Origin of the sequence: Loigolactobacillus binensis, assembly GCF_005405165.1 — a bacterium.
Taxonomy (GTDB): Bacteria; Bacillota; Bacilli; order Lactobacillales; family Lactobacillaceae; genus Loigolactobacillus; species Loigolactobacillus binensis.
Genome location: NZ_BJDN01000003.1, coordinates 19694 through 35152, shown reverse-complemented (window position 1 = coordinate 35152; position 15459 = coordinate 19694). Strand labels below are relative to the sequence as shown.

General features: G+C 45.0%; 15 protein-coding genes. All 15 read right to left on the bottom strand.

Going from position 1 to position 15459, the window contains the following annotated elements:
• Nucleotides 1–203 precede the first annotated feature (203 nt).
• Complete coding sequence (nadE, locus tag FFM78_RS02000) at nucleotides 204–1031, bottom strand: NAD(+) synthase (protein WP_137636768.1); 828 nt, start codon at nucleotides 1029–1031, stop codon at nucleotides 204–206.
• Nucleotides 1032–1375: 344 nt separating this feature from the next.
• A complete protein-coding gene (locus FFM78_RS01995; protein WP_137636767.1) occupies nucleotides 1376–2842 on the bottom strand; it encodes a nicotinate phosphoribosyltransferase in 1467 nt (488 codons plus the stop codon).
• 58 nt (nucleotides 2843–2900) lie between these two features.
• Entirely contained in the window at nucleotides 2901–3617 is a 717-nt protein-coding gene (locus FFM78_RS01990) for a glycosyltransferase family 2 protein (RefSeq protein WP_137636766.1), read from the bottom strand.
• Between the two features lie 63 nt (nucleotides 3618–3680).
• Nucleotides 3681–4460, bottom strand: coding sequence for a glycosyltransferase (locus tag FFM78_RS01985; protein WP_137636765.1), 780 nt, complete (start codon nucleotides 4458–4460; stop codon nucleotides 3681–3683).
• Nucleotides 4461–4591: 131 nt separating this feature from the next.
• Nucleotides 4592–5719, bottom strand: coding sequence for a UDP-galactopyranose mutase (gene glf, locus FFM78_RS01980; RefSeq protein ID WP_137636764.1), 1128 nt, complete (start codon nucleotides 5717–5719; stop codon nucleotides 4592–4594).
• A gap of 97 nt (nucleotides 5720–5816) precedes the next feature.
• Nucleotides 5817–6797, bottom strand: a complete 981-nt coding sequence (locus FFM78_RS01975; RefSeq protein ID WP_171001815.1) for an EpsG family protein — start codon at nucleotides 6795–6797, stop codon at nucleotides 5817–5819.
• Between the two features lie 108 nt (nucleotides 6798–6905).
• Nucleotides 6906–7529 (bottom strand): YveK family protein, encoded by a 624-nt coding sequence (locus FFM78_RS01970; RefSeq protein ID WP_137636762.1) that lies wholly within the window; start codon nucleotides 7527–7529, stop codon nucleotides 6906–6908.
• Nucleotides 7530–7538: 9 nt separating this feature from the next.
• Entirely contained in the window at nucleotides 7539–8738 is a 1200-nt protein-coding gene (locus tag FFM78_RS01965) for a YveK family protein (RefSeq protein ID WP_137636761.1), read from the bottom strand.
• 21 nt (nucleotides 8739–8759) lie between these two features.
• Nucleotides 8760–9605, bottom strand: coding sequence for a dTDP-4-dehydrorhamnose reductase (rfbD, locus tag FFM78_RS01960; RefSeq protein ID WP_137636760.1), 846 nt, complete (start codon nucleotides 9603–9605; stop codon nucleotides 8760–8762).
• A 365-nt stretch (nucleotides 9606–9970) separates the two neighbouring features.
• Nucleotides 9971–10954: a dTDP-glucose 4,6-dehydratase gene (gene rfbB, locus FFM78_RS01955; protein WP_137636759.1), complete on the bottom strand. Its 984-nt coding sequence runs from the start codon at nucleotides 10952–10954 to the stop codon at nucleotides 9971–9973.
• On the bottom strand, nucleotides 10954–11520 hold the full coding sequence (gene rfbC, locus FFM78_RS01950) for a dTDP-4-dehydrorhamnose 3,5-epimerase (protein ID WP_137636758.1): 567 nt from the start codon (nucleotides 11518–11520) through the stop codon (nucleotides 10954–10956). The genes rfbB and rfbC overlap by 1 nt, the downstream gene beginning before the upstream one ends.
• Before the next feature lie 90 nt (nucleotides 11521–11610).
• Nucleotides 11611–12495: a glucose-1-phosphate thymidylyltransferase RfbA gene (gene rfbA / locus FFM78_RS01945; protein WP_137636757.1), complete on the bottom strand. Its 885-nt coding sequence runs from the start codon at nucleotides 12493–12495 to the stop codon at nucleotides 11611–11613.
• A gap of 98 nt (nucleotides 12496–12593) precedes the next feature.
• On the bottom strand, nucleotides 12594–13427 hold the full coding sequence (locus FFM78_RS01940; RefSeq protein ID WP_137636756.1) for a glycosyltransferase family 2 protein: 834 nt from the start codon (nucleotides 13425–13427) through the stop codon (nucleotides 12594–12596).
• A gap of 9 nt (nucleotides 13428–13436) precedes the next feature.
• A complete protein-coding gene (locus tag FFM78_RS01935; RefSeq protein WP_137636755.1) occupies nucleotides 13437–14327 on the bottom strand; it encodes a glycosyltransferase family 2 protein in 891 nt (296 codons plus the stop codon).
• A gap of 190 nt (nucleotides 14328–14517) precedes the next feature.
• Nucleotides 14518–15219: a GntR family transcriptional regulator gene (locus tag FFM78_RS01930; RefSeq protein WP_137636754.1), complete on the bottom strand. Its 702-nt coding sequence runs from the start codon at nucleotides 15217–15219 to the stop codon at nucleotides 14518–14520.
• Nucleotides 15220–15459: the final 240 nt, after the last annotated feature.

Sequence of the window (15459 nt, the reverse complement as noted above, 5' to 3'; positions counted from 1 at the left end):
AGTTGATTCGCAGCATACAAAAAGTGAGGCCCATGTATGTTGCAGAAACACACATAAGTCTCACTTTTTAAGATAACACCAGAAAAGTCGGGTAGACTTTCTTGTTGACGACGTTATCACGGCCATGTGTGGTCGCAAGTTACTCCCCTATGAATTAAGCATAGTATAACTGATTGTTTATCTGTTTGACAAGAAAAAACGTTCTACCGCCAAAATTGATCAAAAACCGTGATCGGTAAATGTCGCTTATGCGCAGTCTTTAAATACCAAGCCTCAATTTTTTCAGCCGCAGCAGCAGTGACTGCCTTACCTTCCAAATAATCGTCGATATCATCGTAACGCACGCCTAAAGCGACTTCATCCGGTAAGGCTGGCCGTTCTTCTTCAAGATCCGCAGTTGGGACCTTAAGGTAAAGATGTTCTGGTGCGCCTAACACTTTTAGCATTTGCTTACCTTGCCGTTTATCAAGCCGGTATAACGGTACTAGATCCGCCCCGCCGTCACCAAATTTGGTATAAAAGCCTGTGATCGATTCAGCAGAATGATCAGTCCCTAATACCACACCTTGGCGCGCACCGGCAATTCCGTATTGGGCGATCATCCGCTGCCGTGCCTTGATATTTCCCTTATTGAAATCATTGATCGTTAACTGATTGGCCGTCAAAGCTGCCAACGTTGCGTCTACTGCGGGCTTAATATTAACACGTAGCGTTTCATCGGCCTGGATAAAATCAATTGCCGCCATGGCGTCACTTTCATCGGCCTGTTCGCCATAAGGTAAGCGGACGGCGATAAAACGATAGGCCGCATCGCCGGTTTCCGTGCGCATCTCTTCAGCCGCCATTTGCCCTAGACGACCAGCTAAAGTCGAATCCTGACCGCCAGAAATGCCAAGGACTAACGTTTTTACAAACGAATACTTTTTCATGTAAGCTTTCAAAAAATCTACACTTCTACGAATTTCTGCTTGCGGATCAATAACAGCTTGTGTTTTCATGGCCGCAATAATTTCTTTTTGTAACGGGCGCATAGGCTCAACTCCTTCAATCTCTGGCTGCGGAATCTACAGCGCAACCGTTTTTTTACGACTATTGCCGGCGCAAGTCCACTTCGTAAAATGGCTTTAACCGACTATTTTTTTATTATACCACGTCGCGGCAACGCCAACGGCCGGTAAACTGACACCGAATGTCACATTAAAAAGGGTGTGGTCCAAAATTTTCAGCTTCATTTATGCGCGAAACGGACGCTCATAATGACCGTAAAAACTAACAAAAAACACCTGCAGTGAAATCAAAATTGATCACACTGCAGGTGGCGAATTTTATATCGTAAAAACCATTTTGGCAGTTTTTTTCAACCTAACCTAAGGCACTATTCCTGCTTGTCACTGACCTGATTGTGCAACTGACTAATAATTTTCATTTTATGGTCGTACAACTTTTGTGACAGATCAACTGGATAGTTCTGTGGATTCAGATCACGTTTGTATTCGTCCCACAAGGATTCCAGCATCGCAGCAGAATAACGGCGAATTTCTGACAATTCAGGTAAGTCGTAGACTAATTGACCCTCTTTGAAGATCGTTTTCAATAGCGGCCGCGCGTCAAAGTTAGAGATTGTTTTGTTAATATACGTATAGTGCGGATGGAACATATACAACGACGGTTCTTTCAGTGGTTCTTCATCCCACAACGTAATATAATCGCCTTCTGATTTACCGTCTTCTTGTTTCGTAATACGCCAAACTTGTTTGCGACCTGGTGTCGAAACCTTGATGGCGTTACTGGACAACTTGACCGTGTCCTGCATGTCACCATTTTCATCCTCGATCGAAACTAACTTGTAAACCGCCCCTAAAGCCGGCTGATCATAGGCTGTGATCAGATGAGTGCCGACACCCCAGACGTCGATCTTAGCGTGCTGCATTTTTAAATTCTGGATCGTTTTTTCATCTAGATCGTTGGAAGCATAAATTTTAGCTTCAGTATAGCCAGCTTCATCTAATTTTTGCCGTACTCGTTTGGAAATATACGCCATGTCACCAGAATCAATGCGCACCCCTTGAAAATTGATCTTGTCACCCATTTCGTTGGCCACCCGGATCGCATTCGGTACCCCGCTTTTCAGCGTATCATAAGTATCGACTAGAAAAACGCAGTCCTTATGCGTTTCGGCGTAGGCTTTAAACCCGCGATAATCACTACGGTAAGCTTGAACTAAGGAATGCGCGTGGGTGCCGCTGACCGGAATGCCAAAAATCTTAGCCGCACGAACATTACTTGTTGCATCAAAGCCACCAATATAGGCTGCCCGTGTCCCCCAAATAGCGGCGTCCATTTCCTGCGCCCGCCGCGTGCCAAACTCCATAATGCCATCAGTCCCGACAACGGAACGAATCCGCGCCGCCTTAGTCGCGATCAAAGTCTGATAGTTAACCATATTCAAAATCGCCGTTTCTACCAATTGACAATCAGACAAGGTTCCTTCCACCTGCAGAATTGGCTCGTTGCTGAAAACAAGATCGCCTTCAACCGCCGAACGAATCGTACCAGTGAATTTAAAATTCTTTAAATACGTTAAAAACGCTTCCGGATAGTCCCCCGCTTCGCGTAAATACGCAATATCGGTATCCGTAAAAGTAAGTTGTTGAATATAACGAACGACATGTTCCAAACCAGCAAAAATTGCGTACCCATTACCAAAAGGCATCTTACGGAAGAAACATTCAAAAACCGCCCGGCGATTATGAATGCCTTCTTGCCAATAAGTCGACATCATATTGATTTGGTATAAATCAGTATGCAGTGTATAACTGTCATCCGGATATAATTTTGTCATCATCATTCTCCACTTTTAGTTTTACAGTCATTTTAGCATTTTTAAACCTGAGTTGCGACTATTTCTGCGGTAATTGGTGATAAAGCCGCCACATTTGCCAACGACCTGCCGCCATAGTACCCCAACTGCGGCTGTGCATTCCCGTCACATTATTACCGTGGCGGACGTAATCCATCAACGGCTGCCGCAACACGACCGTAGTTAAATGGTACCGCTGTGCCACTAAAAATAACCACTGATCGTGCATTTCAATTTGCTCCGGAAACGGTAATGCCGCCCGCAAGAGACGTTGACTGATCGCCATCATCGCACCAGTATACCCATTTTTCAATAAATTACCGACAAGCGACTGCGGCAAACGATTATGATTGTACGCATTCCAAGAAGCCGCGAGCAACTGCATTTGCCCATCAACAACCCGCGCATCGTGGACGATCAGGTCGGCTTTTTGTTGCTTAAATGCTGCCACCACCTGTGCCACCTTATTGGCATACCAATAATCATCTTGATCAGCGAGAAAAACAAGCTCGCCTTGAGCCTGTTCCAACGCACGAGCAAAACTTTTAACCGGTCCTTGATTATGCGCATTCACTAAAATTTGCACGCGCACTGGGCTCGCCGCCGCCACTTTTTTGATCACCGCCACCGTTTCATCCTGAGAGCGATCATCCACGATCACAACTTCATCCGCAGCGGTCAATTGCGCCAAAATTGAAGTTAATTGTCGCGCCACCGTAGCGGCACCATTATAAGTTGCCATACAAACAGAAAGCATTGTGAACCGCCTTTCATTATCTATCCTACGATCTAGATTCAAAGAAAACTGTGGCGGCTTGATTTAGAAAAGGCGCCAGCCCCACTTGTGGAAGTAACGGTACATTGAAGTTAGGAACATTTTAAAGCCACTAGTACTTTTATGTGAATCGCGAGCGTAGTAATGGATCACTGGCGCATCTGGTAAGTAGAATATTTTACCCCCGGCTTGGTTGATCCGCATGCACAGATCGTTGTCTTCAAAATACATGAAGAAGCGTTCATCAAAACCGCCGATCTGCCGCAATAACTCCGCCTGTAAAAACATAAACGCACCGGAACCGAAACGAATCTGCTGCCGCTCTTCGCTTAGATCCCGACATTCATAGCGTGCCAGGCGCTTAGCAAATAACCGCTTGACCCAAGGCGAATGTGTAAAGCGTAGCATATAATCAAACACATCAAGTTTATCCCGAATCAAATATTGCACTTGCCCATCAGGAGCGGTGATTTTCGGCGTGATCATACTGATCGTTGCATCAGCCGCTAGGAACTCATACATCGTCACAAAACTGGCGCGATTGATCAGAATATCCGGATTACAACAAACAAAATACGGATCACGTGTTTGCGCCAAGTTCACATTGTGGCCAAAACCAAAACCATGATTATGTTTAGCAGCAGTGATCAAGATCTGCTTACTCGCTAATGCCCGTAATTTTTCGACATAAGCAGGCGTCGAATGGTTGTCAAAAAGCCGTAGTGTTACCGGATAATAGGGCAAGATCTCTTTTTTAAAACGTGCGATTGCTTCAAAAACATGCTCACTATTATAGGTCACAATGCTGACTGTTACTGGTTCCATTTTTTCACCTCCTGTGCTTAAAATCTCATTCAAAAAACGGTTCTCACTTCGTTGGTAAAACACGCCTTGATCCAACAAATAAGGGCTAAAAAGCACCGCTGCCCTTTAGCCCTTGTTTAATTAACTGAAAATTATGCCTCTGTGTCACCAAATTCGCGGGTCACGATTTTTTGTGCCGCTTCAATGACTTGATCCATATTGTAATACTTGTATTGGCCTAAGCGTCCCCCAAAAATCACATTAGGTTGGCTGCTAGCTAATTCCCGGTATTGCTTAAATAAACCATTGTTGCGCTTATCATTAACTGGGTAGTAGGGTTCGTCACCGCGCTGCCAGTTTTCTGGGTATTCACGGGTAATGATCGTCTTATTTTTATCACCTTTACCAAATTCAAAGTGTTTATGCTCAATGATCCGGGTGTAAGGTGTTTCCGCGTCAGTATAGTTGATCACGGCATTGCCTTGATAATTATCAACGTCCAGTGCTTCTTCTTCAAAACGCAAACCCCGATATTCCAATTCACCTAATTGATAGTCAAAGAATTGATCGATCATCCCCGTGAAAACGATCCGCGGGTAGGTTGCTAAATAATCAGCCTTCTTGGCAAAGAAATCTTGGTTCAACTCAACATCGATCAAGGGATCAGCTAACATTTTTTCAACGATCTGCGTATAGCCACCGATCGGAATGCCTTGGTACGTATCGTTAAAGTAATTATTATCGTAAATGTAACGTACAGGTAAGCGCCGAATAATAAATGCCGGTAACTCAGTGGCTTTACGCCCCCATTGCTTCTCTGTATAGCCTTTGATCAACTTTTCGTAAATATCCGTACCGATCAAAGAAATGGCTTGTTCTTCTAAGTTTTCCGGCCGTTTGTCGCCTAAAACCTTGCGCTGTTCTTCAATCTTAGCCTTAGCCTCAGCTGGGGTCACAACGCCCCACATTTTATTAAATGTGTTCATGTTAAAAGGCAAGTTATACAATTCACCCTTATAATTAGCTACTGGTTCATTGGTATACCGATTAAATTCAGCAAATTGCTGCACAAAATCCCAAGTCTTCTTAATACTAGTATGGAAAATATGGGCCCCAAATTTATGCACTTGAATGCCATCTTTTTCTTCGGTATAAATATGGCCAGAAATATGATCATCTTTTTCGATCACTTTGACCCGCTTGCCGCGTTTAGCCGCTTCATAAGCAAAAGTTGCTCCGAATAGCCCGGCGCCAACAACTAAATAGTCATAATTTTTCATGGTTTCTTCCTTTCAAAGTTAGAACGTAGCCGCTAGAATTGCGTGCGCCTGATCGCGCAACGCAGACAACAAGTATTTTAGCATAATGTGCCTAACTTTAGCTACCCAAGAGCCAGTTATGGCTAAACGCCGGAATGATCGTGTCCTGCAGTAACGGAACCATTTCAAAATAAACTAAGGCCAACATATAGGTTATAAATAAACCAATGTACAGCCAACGCAGGTAGTGGCGCCGCGGCAACGCATCCAACGTTACTAAGTAACCGATCACCATAAAGGGCAACACATCACGCAAAGCCCGGGCAAAAGAAAACTCAAATGTGTACAACGGCATCGTTAAAACACCCACCACGGTGAAGGTAAAAACTAACCAAATAATGCGCCGTTTTCGGGCAGTCAACAATTGGCGCTCAGCTAAATATTGGTAACTATAGTACATAAATGCTAGATCAAACATACTAAAGATCCAAAACGGAATGTAGCCTAGACGCACCTTTTGAACAAAATACAAGGATAAATGATTCAAGTGCAGGCTGCTTAACACAGCCAACATCATTTGTGAAAAGACAGGTACCATGACAACAACCGAAAGTAGGAAAACAACGGTTAGCAATCCAATTTTCCATAAATTATGCGCATCAAAATAATACAGTGGAATTACCAGTAAGTAGAGCAACCCTAAAACCTGCAGGCTAGCGCCTAATAACACAAATAAGGTGAACAGTGCCAAATTACGGTAAGTTTTTTCCAGTAAAAAGTGGCTAGCATACACCAATAACGCCATCATCATGAAATTACGTAACTGGATCAAATCTAAGAAAAATGGATAGCAAAAATAAAAAGCCATAAATCCAGCCGTGTGCGGCGTTAATTTCTGAACCCCACGATATAAAACAATCATAAAGATCGCCGTCAGTATCAATCGAAACTGCTGGTAATTCAACCCCAGCATGGGTCCAAGCCGCGTAAGCACCTGATAGCCAGGCTCACCATACGGAATATGTGCGCTATACAACCATTGATAGGTGAAAAAATCAGCGTTTTTATTGTTACCACCGAGTAAAACGATTAAGCACAACACAAATAGCCACTCTGCCCAACGCATTTTTTGGCGGCGGCAGCTGGCGACAAGGTTTAGCAGGTAAGTTATTGATGTTGCAGTTAATAAATACACGGTATCCCAACCTTACTTTGAGGCAACGCGGCGCTGCCATAACTCACGAACAAAAACCCAGAGAAAGCCTAGTAACATACCGGCAATCATAAATTTCAACATAATTTCACTCCTTGAGATCGTCATCACCTGGCGGTCTGCACTGGTAGCCCAGGCTAGTACCCGGCTATTACGTAATTGATACTGCTTTTCAAATTGTGTAACCGCCACTTTGGCGGCCACATTAGCGCCTTTAACCGCAGTCTGTTGTTTGTGGTCCGTAACGTCCACCCGAATCAGACTTGAATTATGCGCCGTGGTTAAGTTAAGCTCACTAGGCTGCGTCAAAGCAGTACTTAATTTAGCCTGCTTAAAAGCCTGACGTAATGCTCGTTCAGTGGTTGGGCTTTTAAAGTTGTTCTGAAACAAACCAGTTAACTGGGCCCCATTATCATAATTAATATACGTGGTCCCGTTAATTTTTTGCCGGCGAACTTTAGTTAAACTGATCAGTACTTGACTGTGATACAGCGGCGTTGCCTGCGGGCGCCAGATCAGGCTAAAACCGCCCCCGATCACACTACCGATCAGGGTACTGAGCGCCATTACTTTGAATAGATGAAATAATCGCTTTAACGCTACACTTGGTTGTGTCATCTACCCACCTCAATTACCTAAGTAAAGCACGACACTAAACGGTGCTGGTGCCTGCTGCTGTAACTGATAAGCCGCCTGTTTAGTGGTCACACCTTGTTCCAAAACCAGCAAGCGTGCGTCGACCACGTGAAGCAATAATTGCTGATTACCAGCAGTTTGTGCCCCAGTAGCAACAAAAATCACCCGCTGAAAATCAGCCTGTAAACGCGCCAAACTACGTTTTAATTCGGTGAGCGTCAATAACACCGGCGCAGCAGTAGCCAATTGCGGTAACGTCGCCACAGAATCCCCTTGATAATCTGCAGGCGTGGTGGGCAACGCCAATTGTTTCAACATTGCTGCATCAGCCGCTAGATCCACTAGCAAAACACGCTCGCCGGTCGCAGCATATTGCTGTGCCAGCGCCTGGATCGCGGCGCGCTGTTGTGAACTGGCAACTGGTAATTGCGCCAGAATAACTTGCGACCGCGTCAGTGCGATATCCAAGGTATTACGCACCGCCGCCAGTTGAGTTGTTGTCGGTTGGGCCGCCATTACCAATGGTGTAGTCCCTAAAGTTGTATTCGCAAAATAAGGACTGCGGATACGGCGATCCAAAATTTCAACACCGCACCCGCTGGCTAAACCTAATATAACGGCAGCAGCGATCACCACTATGATTCGCTTGACCGGTAATTTTTGTAAGGCAACAACTTGGTTGACCTGTGTCCGCTGTGCGACTTGCCCGCGACCTAAGCCCATCACGGTTTTAACTTTTTGACTAGCAACTTGGGCGTAAACCGTGGCAATTTTTTTAGCCGTAGTCCGCTTGCCTGCAACCACATTAATTTGCACCATGGAATTATTGTTGTTGGTGTGAACATTGACCATTTTTTCCAATTTACGCAGGGAGAGCGTCACGCCCCAAGCTGCTAATTTCTTTTGGGCCGGCTTACTCACCAGATCGGTGGTGATGGCTTGCCCAAATGTGGAAACGTATTGTGGATTCACCGTTTGATCAAGTACCACTTGTTCCTTACTTTCTGGCAAGCTAAGTAAAATTTGACTAGTGGCATTATATTTTGCTGGGGCAGCTGGCGTCGCACGACCTAAATGGAGTGCAAAAAAACCACCGACTAGGATCACTACCGTCACCAAAATTTCAATCAAAGCGCGGCGCTTTAAAATATTGCTGATTTCGCGCCAACTGATTTTTTTGACTTCTAACATGTTTTCACCTTTTTCAAAAGACTAGGCATTGATATCCTGAATAAAGGCCGCCAATGCTTCCTGCCAAGTGGGAATTTTAAAACCAGTCGCTTCTGTTTTACTAAGATCAAGAAGTGAATGCCGGGGCCGCCAAGCCTTTTGAGGATATTCAGCTGAAGTCACTGGACTTACCGTTACCTGCTGATGCTTAAGAATGGCCTGCGCAAATTCATACCAGTTACAGCTGTTCTGGTTAGATAAGTGGTAAATGCCGTAAGCCAACTGGTGGTCAACGGCAAAAGTCATGAATTCGGCTAACGTTCGGGTCCAAGAAGGCCGGCCAAATTGATCATCTACTACCGTTAACTGATCATGGGTTTTGGCCAAGTTTAACATGGTATAAACAAAGTTTTTACCGTATTCCCCAAAAACCCAAGATGTGCGGATAATATAGTATTTTGTTACTAAACGCTGGATAGCCTGTTCACCTTCATACTTCGCACGCCCATATTCATTGCGTGGTGCTGGCTGCGCGTCAACTGTGTACTCCGCGGTCTGATCACCAGCAAAAACGTAGTCCGTACTGATATAGACTAAGGTTGCCCCCACGTGCTCAGCTGCCGCCGCAACATTAGCAGTCCCATCAACATTGACCCGCTGATTGATTGCTTTTCCAGGTGCTTCTTCCGCCGCATCCACGGCAGTATAAGCCGCACAATGATAAACCACCTGCGGTTGAAAGTCAGTGAAATAAGCCGTCACTGTCGCCTGATCGGTGATATCTAACTCACTGCTACTAGGTGCTCGATAGGCCGTTTCACAACCATCCAACAAATGGCGCAATTCAGTCCCTAATTGGCCGTTAGCGCCGGTAATTAAAATTCGCATGATCACTGCTCCTTTTCCAAAATAAAGTTAGCCGCTGCCGGCCAACTGACTTAAAACCCAGTCAAGCGGACAAACGCCTTTTTGATGATGTCTGATCGTGGTAAAGCAAGGTAGGCAAACGTACGCTCCGGCTTTATTCAAGCACGTTGTCATTTGCCCCCAGTTTCTATTCGTATCTTTTTACTAGAAGTATCGCTCAAAAAACGGCCGCTTCACCGCCACAAAGTAAGCTGCTACCTTGATAACAGGTAGCGCAACAAACCGCATCAGAAAACAAATTCAACACTCGCTATTCACAAACGCGGTTAAGCATAAACGCTGGTATTTTTTAAATCACACTGGCTAGTTAAAATGCACTTCACTGCTTATTTTAACCCTGCCCGTTGTTTCAGCGGCTGCCACCAAGCTTCATTATCCTCAAACCACTTAATGGTCTTGACGATGCCAGTATCAAACGTGTATTCCGGCTGCCAACCCAGTTCGGTTTCGATCTTCTTCGGGTCGATAGCGTAACGCCGGTCATGACCTAAACGATCCGCCACGTATTTGATCCGTGAATCCGGTAAGTCCAAGGCTTCAACGATGCGGTGGACAATTTGGTTATTGGTCCGTTCATTATGCCCGCCCACATTGTAGACTTCGCCTTTTTTACCTTCACGGAAAACGAGGTCAATGGCGCGGCAATGATCGGTGACGTATAACCAGTCGCGAATATTTTTGCCGTCACCATAAATTGGCAAGTCCTTGCCTTCCATACCGTTGGAAACCATTAAAGGAATCAACTTTTCCGGAAATTGGTACGGGCCGTAGTTATTGGAGCAGCGGGTAATATTCACGTTCAGCCCGTAAGTTTCATAGTAAGCGCGCACAATCATATCCGCGGATGCTTTACTAGCGGAGTATGGTGAGTTTGGTTGTAGCGGTGAGGTTTCTTCAAAATAGCCTTCAGCGCCTAGTGTGCCGTAAACTTCGTCGGTGGAAACTTGCAAATATTTACCCACGTTTTCTTTTTTGGCCACATCTAATAAGGCCAACGTGCCTTGAACATTGGTTTCGATAAAGACTTCCGGGTGTAAAATTGAACGATCTACATGGGATTCGGCGGCAAAGTTAATGATGCCATCAATGTTGAATTCATGAACCAAATGGGTCACTAACTCACGATTCGTAATGTTGCCATGAACAAAATGATGACGCGGTTCGTCTTTAAGATCGTCCAAATTATGGCTATTGCCAGCATAGGTCAATAAGTCCAAGTTGACGATCGTATCTGCGGGATGAGCGGCCAAAAAGTAATGGACAAAATTAGCGCCGATAAAGCCGGCCCCACCGGTAACTAACAGATTCATTATTTAGCCTCCCAAGTAAAGTTTAATTCCGCGTCTTTCAACAATGGATGATGTTGATCCTTTTCCGACAAGACTAAGTGATCCAACGGCATCGGCCATTTAATGCCAATCGCTGGATCATCATAGGCGATGCCACGGTCAGCTTTAGGTTCGTAGTAGCCATCCACTTTATAGGCCACGTTCACGTTTGGCGTCAAGGTGACAAAGCCATGGGCAAAGCCTTTTGGTACTAATAATTGACGATGGTTATATTCACTGAGAATATAACCTTCCCACTGACTGTATGTCGGTGAACCTTTCCGAACATCAACTAGCACGTCATAGATCACGCCGGTAATGGCGCGCAATAACTTGGTTTGCGCGTAAGGCGCTAATTGGTAATGCATCCCGCGCAATACGCCGGGTTCAACGGACAAGGATTGGTTGTCTTGAGTAAAGTCGTTATCAATATCAGCGGCGATGAATTTGTTTTTCGTATAAGTTTCTGTGAAAAAGCCGCGGTGATCGCCGAATACGTCGGTTTCAACGATACGGACATCTTGTAAGCTTGTTTTTAGTACGTTCATGAGTTTCTCCTTCTTAATGACATAAAATAAAACGGCCATTATCGTGAAATAGTCGGCTGGTGCGTAAAAACTAAGTGTTTTTGGGCCGTACTAGCCTAAATAATCCAATTGATCCGTTGCCAAACGGATCATATACTGACCATATTCAGTTTTCTTCAATGGTTGCGCTAACTCCAGCAATTTATCCTTACCGATGTAGCCCATCCGGTAGGCAATCTCCTCCAAACAAGCAACTTCCAAATTTTGGCGCGTTTGGATGGTTTCGATAAAACTGGATGCTTGTTGCAATGACGCGTGGGTACCGGTGTCCAACCAAGCAAAACCGCGGCCCATTAATTGGACATCCAACTGACCCCGACGCAAATATTCTTGATTGACGTCCGTGATCTCTAACTCGCCGCGCGGTGACGGCTTGATCTGCTTAGCGATATCCACCACTTGGTTATCGTAGAAATACAAGCCAGTGACCGCGTAATTACTAGTTGGGTGCGCTGGCTTTTCGACGATGGAAATAGCGTGATGATTTTCATCAAAATCAACCACCCCAAACCGTTCTGGATCATTAACATGGTAGCCAAAAACCGTAGCGCCAACTTGCTTAGCCGCTGCTTGTTGCAACATTTTGGAGAGCCCGCCGCCATAGAAAATATTGTCACCAAGGATCAAACAAACGGAATCACCGGCAATAAAGTCTTCCGCCAATAGAAAGGCTTCGGCCAATCCATTAGGCTTAGCTTGGACTTTGTAGGAAATGTTCAACCCTAATTCATGCCCATCTTGGAATAATTCTTCAAACCGCGGGGTGTCCTTGGGTGTAGAAATGATACAAATATCCTGAATTCCCGCCAGCATTAAACTGGATAAGGGGTAATAAATCATCGGTTTATCATAGACCGGGATCAATTGCTTTGAAATAGCCCGCGTAACGGGATACAAGCGGGTTCCCGAGCCGCCAGCTAAAATGATACCTTTCATTTGAACGTTCCTCCTAAATCACTTTAATCGTTTTTCTGACCAAGTGTAACTCGGTCTAACCTCCAATAGTTTACCACAAAACCACAAGGGGTAAAAAACTACTCCGGCCGCCGCCCGAAGATAAATTTCAATAAATAACTGGCCTTAGTAAAATCGCGCTTTAGTAATAACTGGCTAGCAAAACGCAATAGCAAATGACCACGATAATGCCACTCACTGATTTTCTGGTATTGATGATAATAGCGCCACTCTGCGGTGATAATACTGCGGTAGCGGGGCATTTTGATCTGCTGAGTATTCATCACCGACAATTGATGGTGTAAAACACTTGGCAAAACTTGAACCGTTCCTTGTTGTTGGTCTAATTGATAAAATAACCAGTTATCCAAAAAATCCAATTGAAAGGCCGCACTAAAACCGCCAAGCTGATGTAAAAAAGCAACTTGGAGCAAAGCCGCCGAATTGATTGCTAAAACATGACGCTGCAGGCCAGATGCCAGCGGAACCACCTTGAAAGGTGAGCGAATATCGCGCGGTGACATTCGCACGCCGCTGGCTTCGATCTGAGGTACAATTGCCTGCGCCGTCGTTGTCGGCAATTGTTGTTGTAATTCAGTTAAAAACGCAGCGGTTAACTGGGTATCCTGATCTAACAGCCATAAATACTGACTTTGCTTTTGCTTAGCCACCTGTAATCCAGCATTGTAGGCAGTAGCGATGCCCAAATTACGGGGATCATGTTGATATTCAAAATCCGGTAACCAAGTCAACGCTGCGGTCGTATGCGCGTGAGGTGAATTATCATAAAGTACAAAATGGATATGCGCCAAAAAAGGCTGCAATGCCGGCGTTATTGCCTGTTGCAGCGACTGTAGTGTTGGCGCAGCTGCTAATTCAGTTTGGTAGAAAACGACCACCGCCGTTAATTGCATCTCGGTCACCTACTCTACTTTGATCCGGCGAATTTTCGGCCGAAATTGTTTGCCTGCATGCCAACCACGTAAAATAATCCGTGCTTTACGGAAGCGCTGTGGTTGCTTACCAAATAACACGTGCAGCAACTTACCGAAATTCCGATAAGACTCTTTAAACGCGCCTTTGCGACCAGCAGTCACGCGCTCTAAATAATATTTGTTACGGAAATAGTAGAAATACAATGGTAGCCGCTGCGGGCTATCGGTCAAAATATCTGGCTCCCGGCCACCTTTTGTTTTATGTAACACATTAGCCGCTAACACCATATAAGCCGGTGCGTAACGGGATAAGCGCCGCGTAAATTCAATGTCATCAAACCAGATAAAGAACTCAGGGATCGACAGACCGACAGCCATTACCGCCGAACGGGCAACTAGTAAGGATACAAAGGACCCTGACTGCAGTTGGATCAAACCAGCCGCTGACTTGGCCGACCAATTTTTAGTGGTTTCTGGTACATTATTCGGGCGACCATCAAGTAAGCGAATATTTGAGCTTAAGAAACTAAACTGACCGTTTAATTGCTGCGCCGCTTTAACCAACTCCAACAAAGTATCAGTTTCTGGAATCGTATCATCATCCATCAACCAGACTAGATCGCTTGGCGTTTCGTTGAAGCTCCGTTGTAAGCCTAAGGTAAACCCACCGGCACCACCTAAATTTTCACTGAGATTAAACACTTGTAGCCGTGGATCATCAAGTGTTGCTAAATAGGCCTGCGTTTCATCAGTGCTATGATTGTTGATCACCAGTAATTTGGTCACCGCATAAGTCTGCGCCAATACCGCAGCGATGCTTTCTTTGAGCAATGCTAAGCGATTATAGGTGACGATCACTGCCGTTACTTGAGTATTCATTAAAATTCTACCTTTCGGGTACCGAGTTTGCTGCGCGCACCAAGCACGACAGCCATTTATCCTATTGTATATAATTTACGCCAAAAATAGCACTAATTTCCGCTAAATTTAACTTAAACGCAAAATTTAAGCGCCCTTAATCTGTTAAAAAATAACCGCTTACCAGTAGACTGACCGGTAAGCGGTTTATTTAGCGTTCTAGATAAAACTCAAAACGACTACCTACATATTGTGTGCGTACGTACTCAAAAGGTTCGCCGCCCTTTAAAAAGGATAGCTGCCGCAAACGCAAAATAGGATCGCCGCGCTTAATGTCCAATAATTCTGCAATACGTTCTGACGCGGTCTGCGCGGTCACCGTTTGTTGCGCACCACCTAGCGTTAAGCCAGCTTTACGCTCTAAAGTTCGGTACAGCGAACTAGTAACTTCTGGCTTGCTGAATTGCCGAACTAAAGCTTCCGGTACCGTCGCCACTTCAAAACTGATCGGTACCCCATCCGCATAGCGAATACGTTCCATTCGCAAAACCTGAGCATCTTCAGCTAACTTCAATTTCTCTTTTTCTGATAAGGATGGATTGGCCACGTGGTAGGAAACCGTTTTGCTAGACGGCGTTTTACCCTGCGCCAACATAATATCAGTAAAACTAGTGACGCCCGACATTTTTTCCTGAACTTTCTGATTAGCCACATAAGTACCGGCACCTACGCGTCGTTCTAAAATCCCCTCATCCACCAAAGTCTGAATGGCTTGGCGTAAAGTCATCCGACTGACGCCAAAAGTCACGGCTAGTTCACGTTCCGCCGGAATGCGGTCACCAACCGCCCATTTACCGCCTTCGATATCGCGTTTGATTGAATTATGAATCTTGATATAAACCGGTGATTCCATGAGCTTACCTCCTCTCTACTTCACATCATAAGTTGCTCATTGGCCGAACAGGCGAATGAGCATGGCTGTTACGGTCGCTAACCATTCTTGTAGCCAAGACCACGCCGCAAGAAACCTGGTTCCCCCAACAATCGCTTAATTAAGAATAATATAGTCCAATTTAGCGCAAAAAGGCAACTATTAACTTAAAGTATGCTGGAAAACAAGGTTGACCAATTAACTTAGTAGCACCATAGCTTA

Coding starts and splice junctions, on each gene's coding strand:
- FFM78_RS01985 (WP_137636765.1), bottom strand. CDS start 4,460: ATGGAACCAGTAACAGTCAGCATTGTGACCTATAATAGTGAGCATGTT.
- FFM78_RS01940 (WP_137636756.1), bottom strand. CDS start 13,427: ATGCAATTAACGGCGGTGGTCGTTTTCTACCAAACTGAATTAGCAGCT.
- rfbC (WP_137636758.1), bottom strand. CDS start 11,520: ATGAACGTACTAAAAACAAGCTTACAAGATGTCCGTATCGTTGAAACC.
- FFM78_RS01930 (WP_137636754.1), bottom strand. CDS start 15,219: ATGGAATCACCGGTTTATATCAAGATTCATAATTCAATCAAACGCGAT.
- FFM78_RS01995 (WP_137636767.1), bottom strand. CDS start 2,842: ATGACAAAATTATATCCGGATGACAGTTATACACTGCATACTGATTTA.
- rfbB (WP_137636759.1), bottom strand. CDS start 10,954: ATGAATCTGTTAGTTACCGGTGGGGCCGGCTTTATCGGCGCTAATTTT.
- nadE (WP_137636768.1), bottom strand. CDS start 1,031: ATGCGCCCGTTACAAAAAGAAATTATTGCGGCCATGAAAACACAAGCT.
- rfbD (WP_137636760.1), bottom strand. CDS start 9,605: ATGCGAATTTTAATTACCGGCGCTAACGGCCAATTAGGGACTGAATTG.
- FFM78_RS01990 (WP_137636766.1), bottom strand. CDS start 3,617: ATGCTTTCTGTTTGTATGGCAACTTATAATGGTGCCGCTACGGTGGCG.
- FFM78_RS01965 (WP_137636761.1), bottom strand. CDS start 8,738: ATGTTAGAAGTCAAAAAAATCAGTTGGCGCGAAATCAGCAATATTTTA.
- glf (WP_137636764.1), bottom strand. CDS start 5,719: ATGAAAAATTATGACTATTTAGTTGTTGGCGCCGGGCTATTCGGAGCA.
- FFM78_RS01970 (WP_137636762.1), bottom strand. CDS start 7,529: ATGACACAACCAAGTGTAGCGTTAAAGCGATTATTTCATCTATTCAAA.
- rfbA (WP_137636757.1), bottom strand. CDS start 12,495: ATGAAAGGTATCATTTTAGCTGGCGGCTCGGGAACCCGCTTGTATCCC.
- FFM78_RS01935 (WP_137636755.1), bottom strand. CDS start 14,327: ATGAATACTCAAGTAACGGCAGTGATCGTCACCTATAATCGCTTAGCA.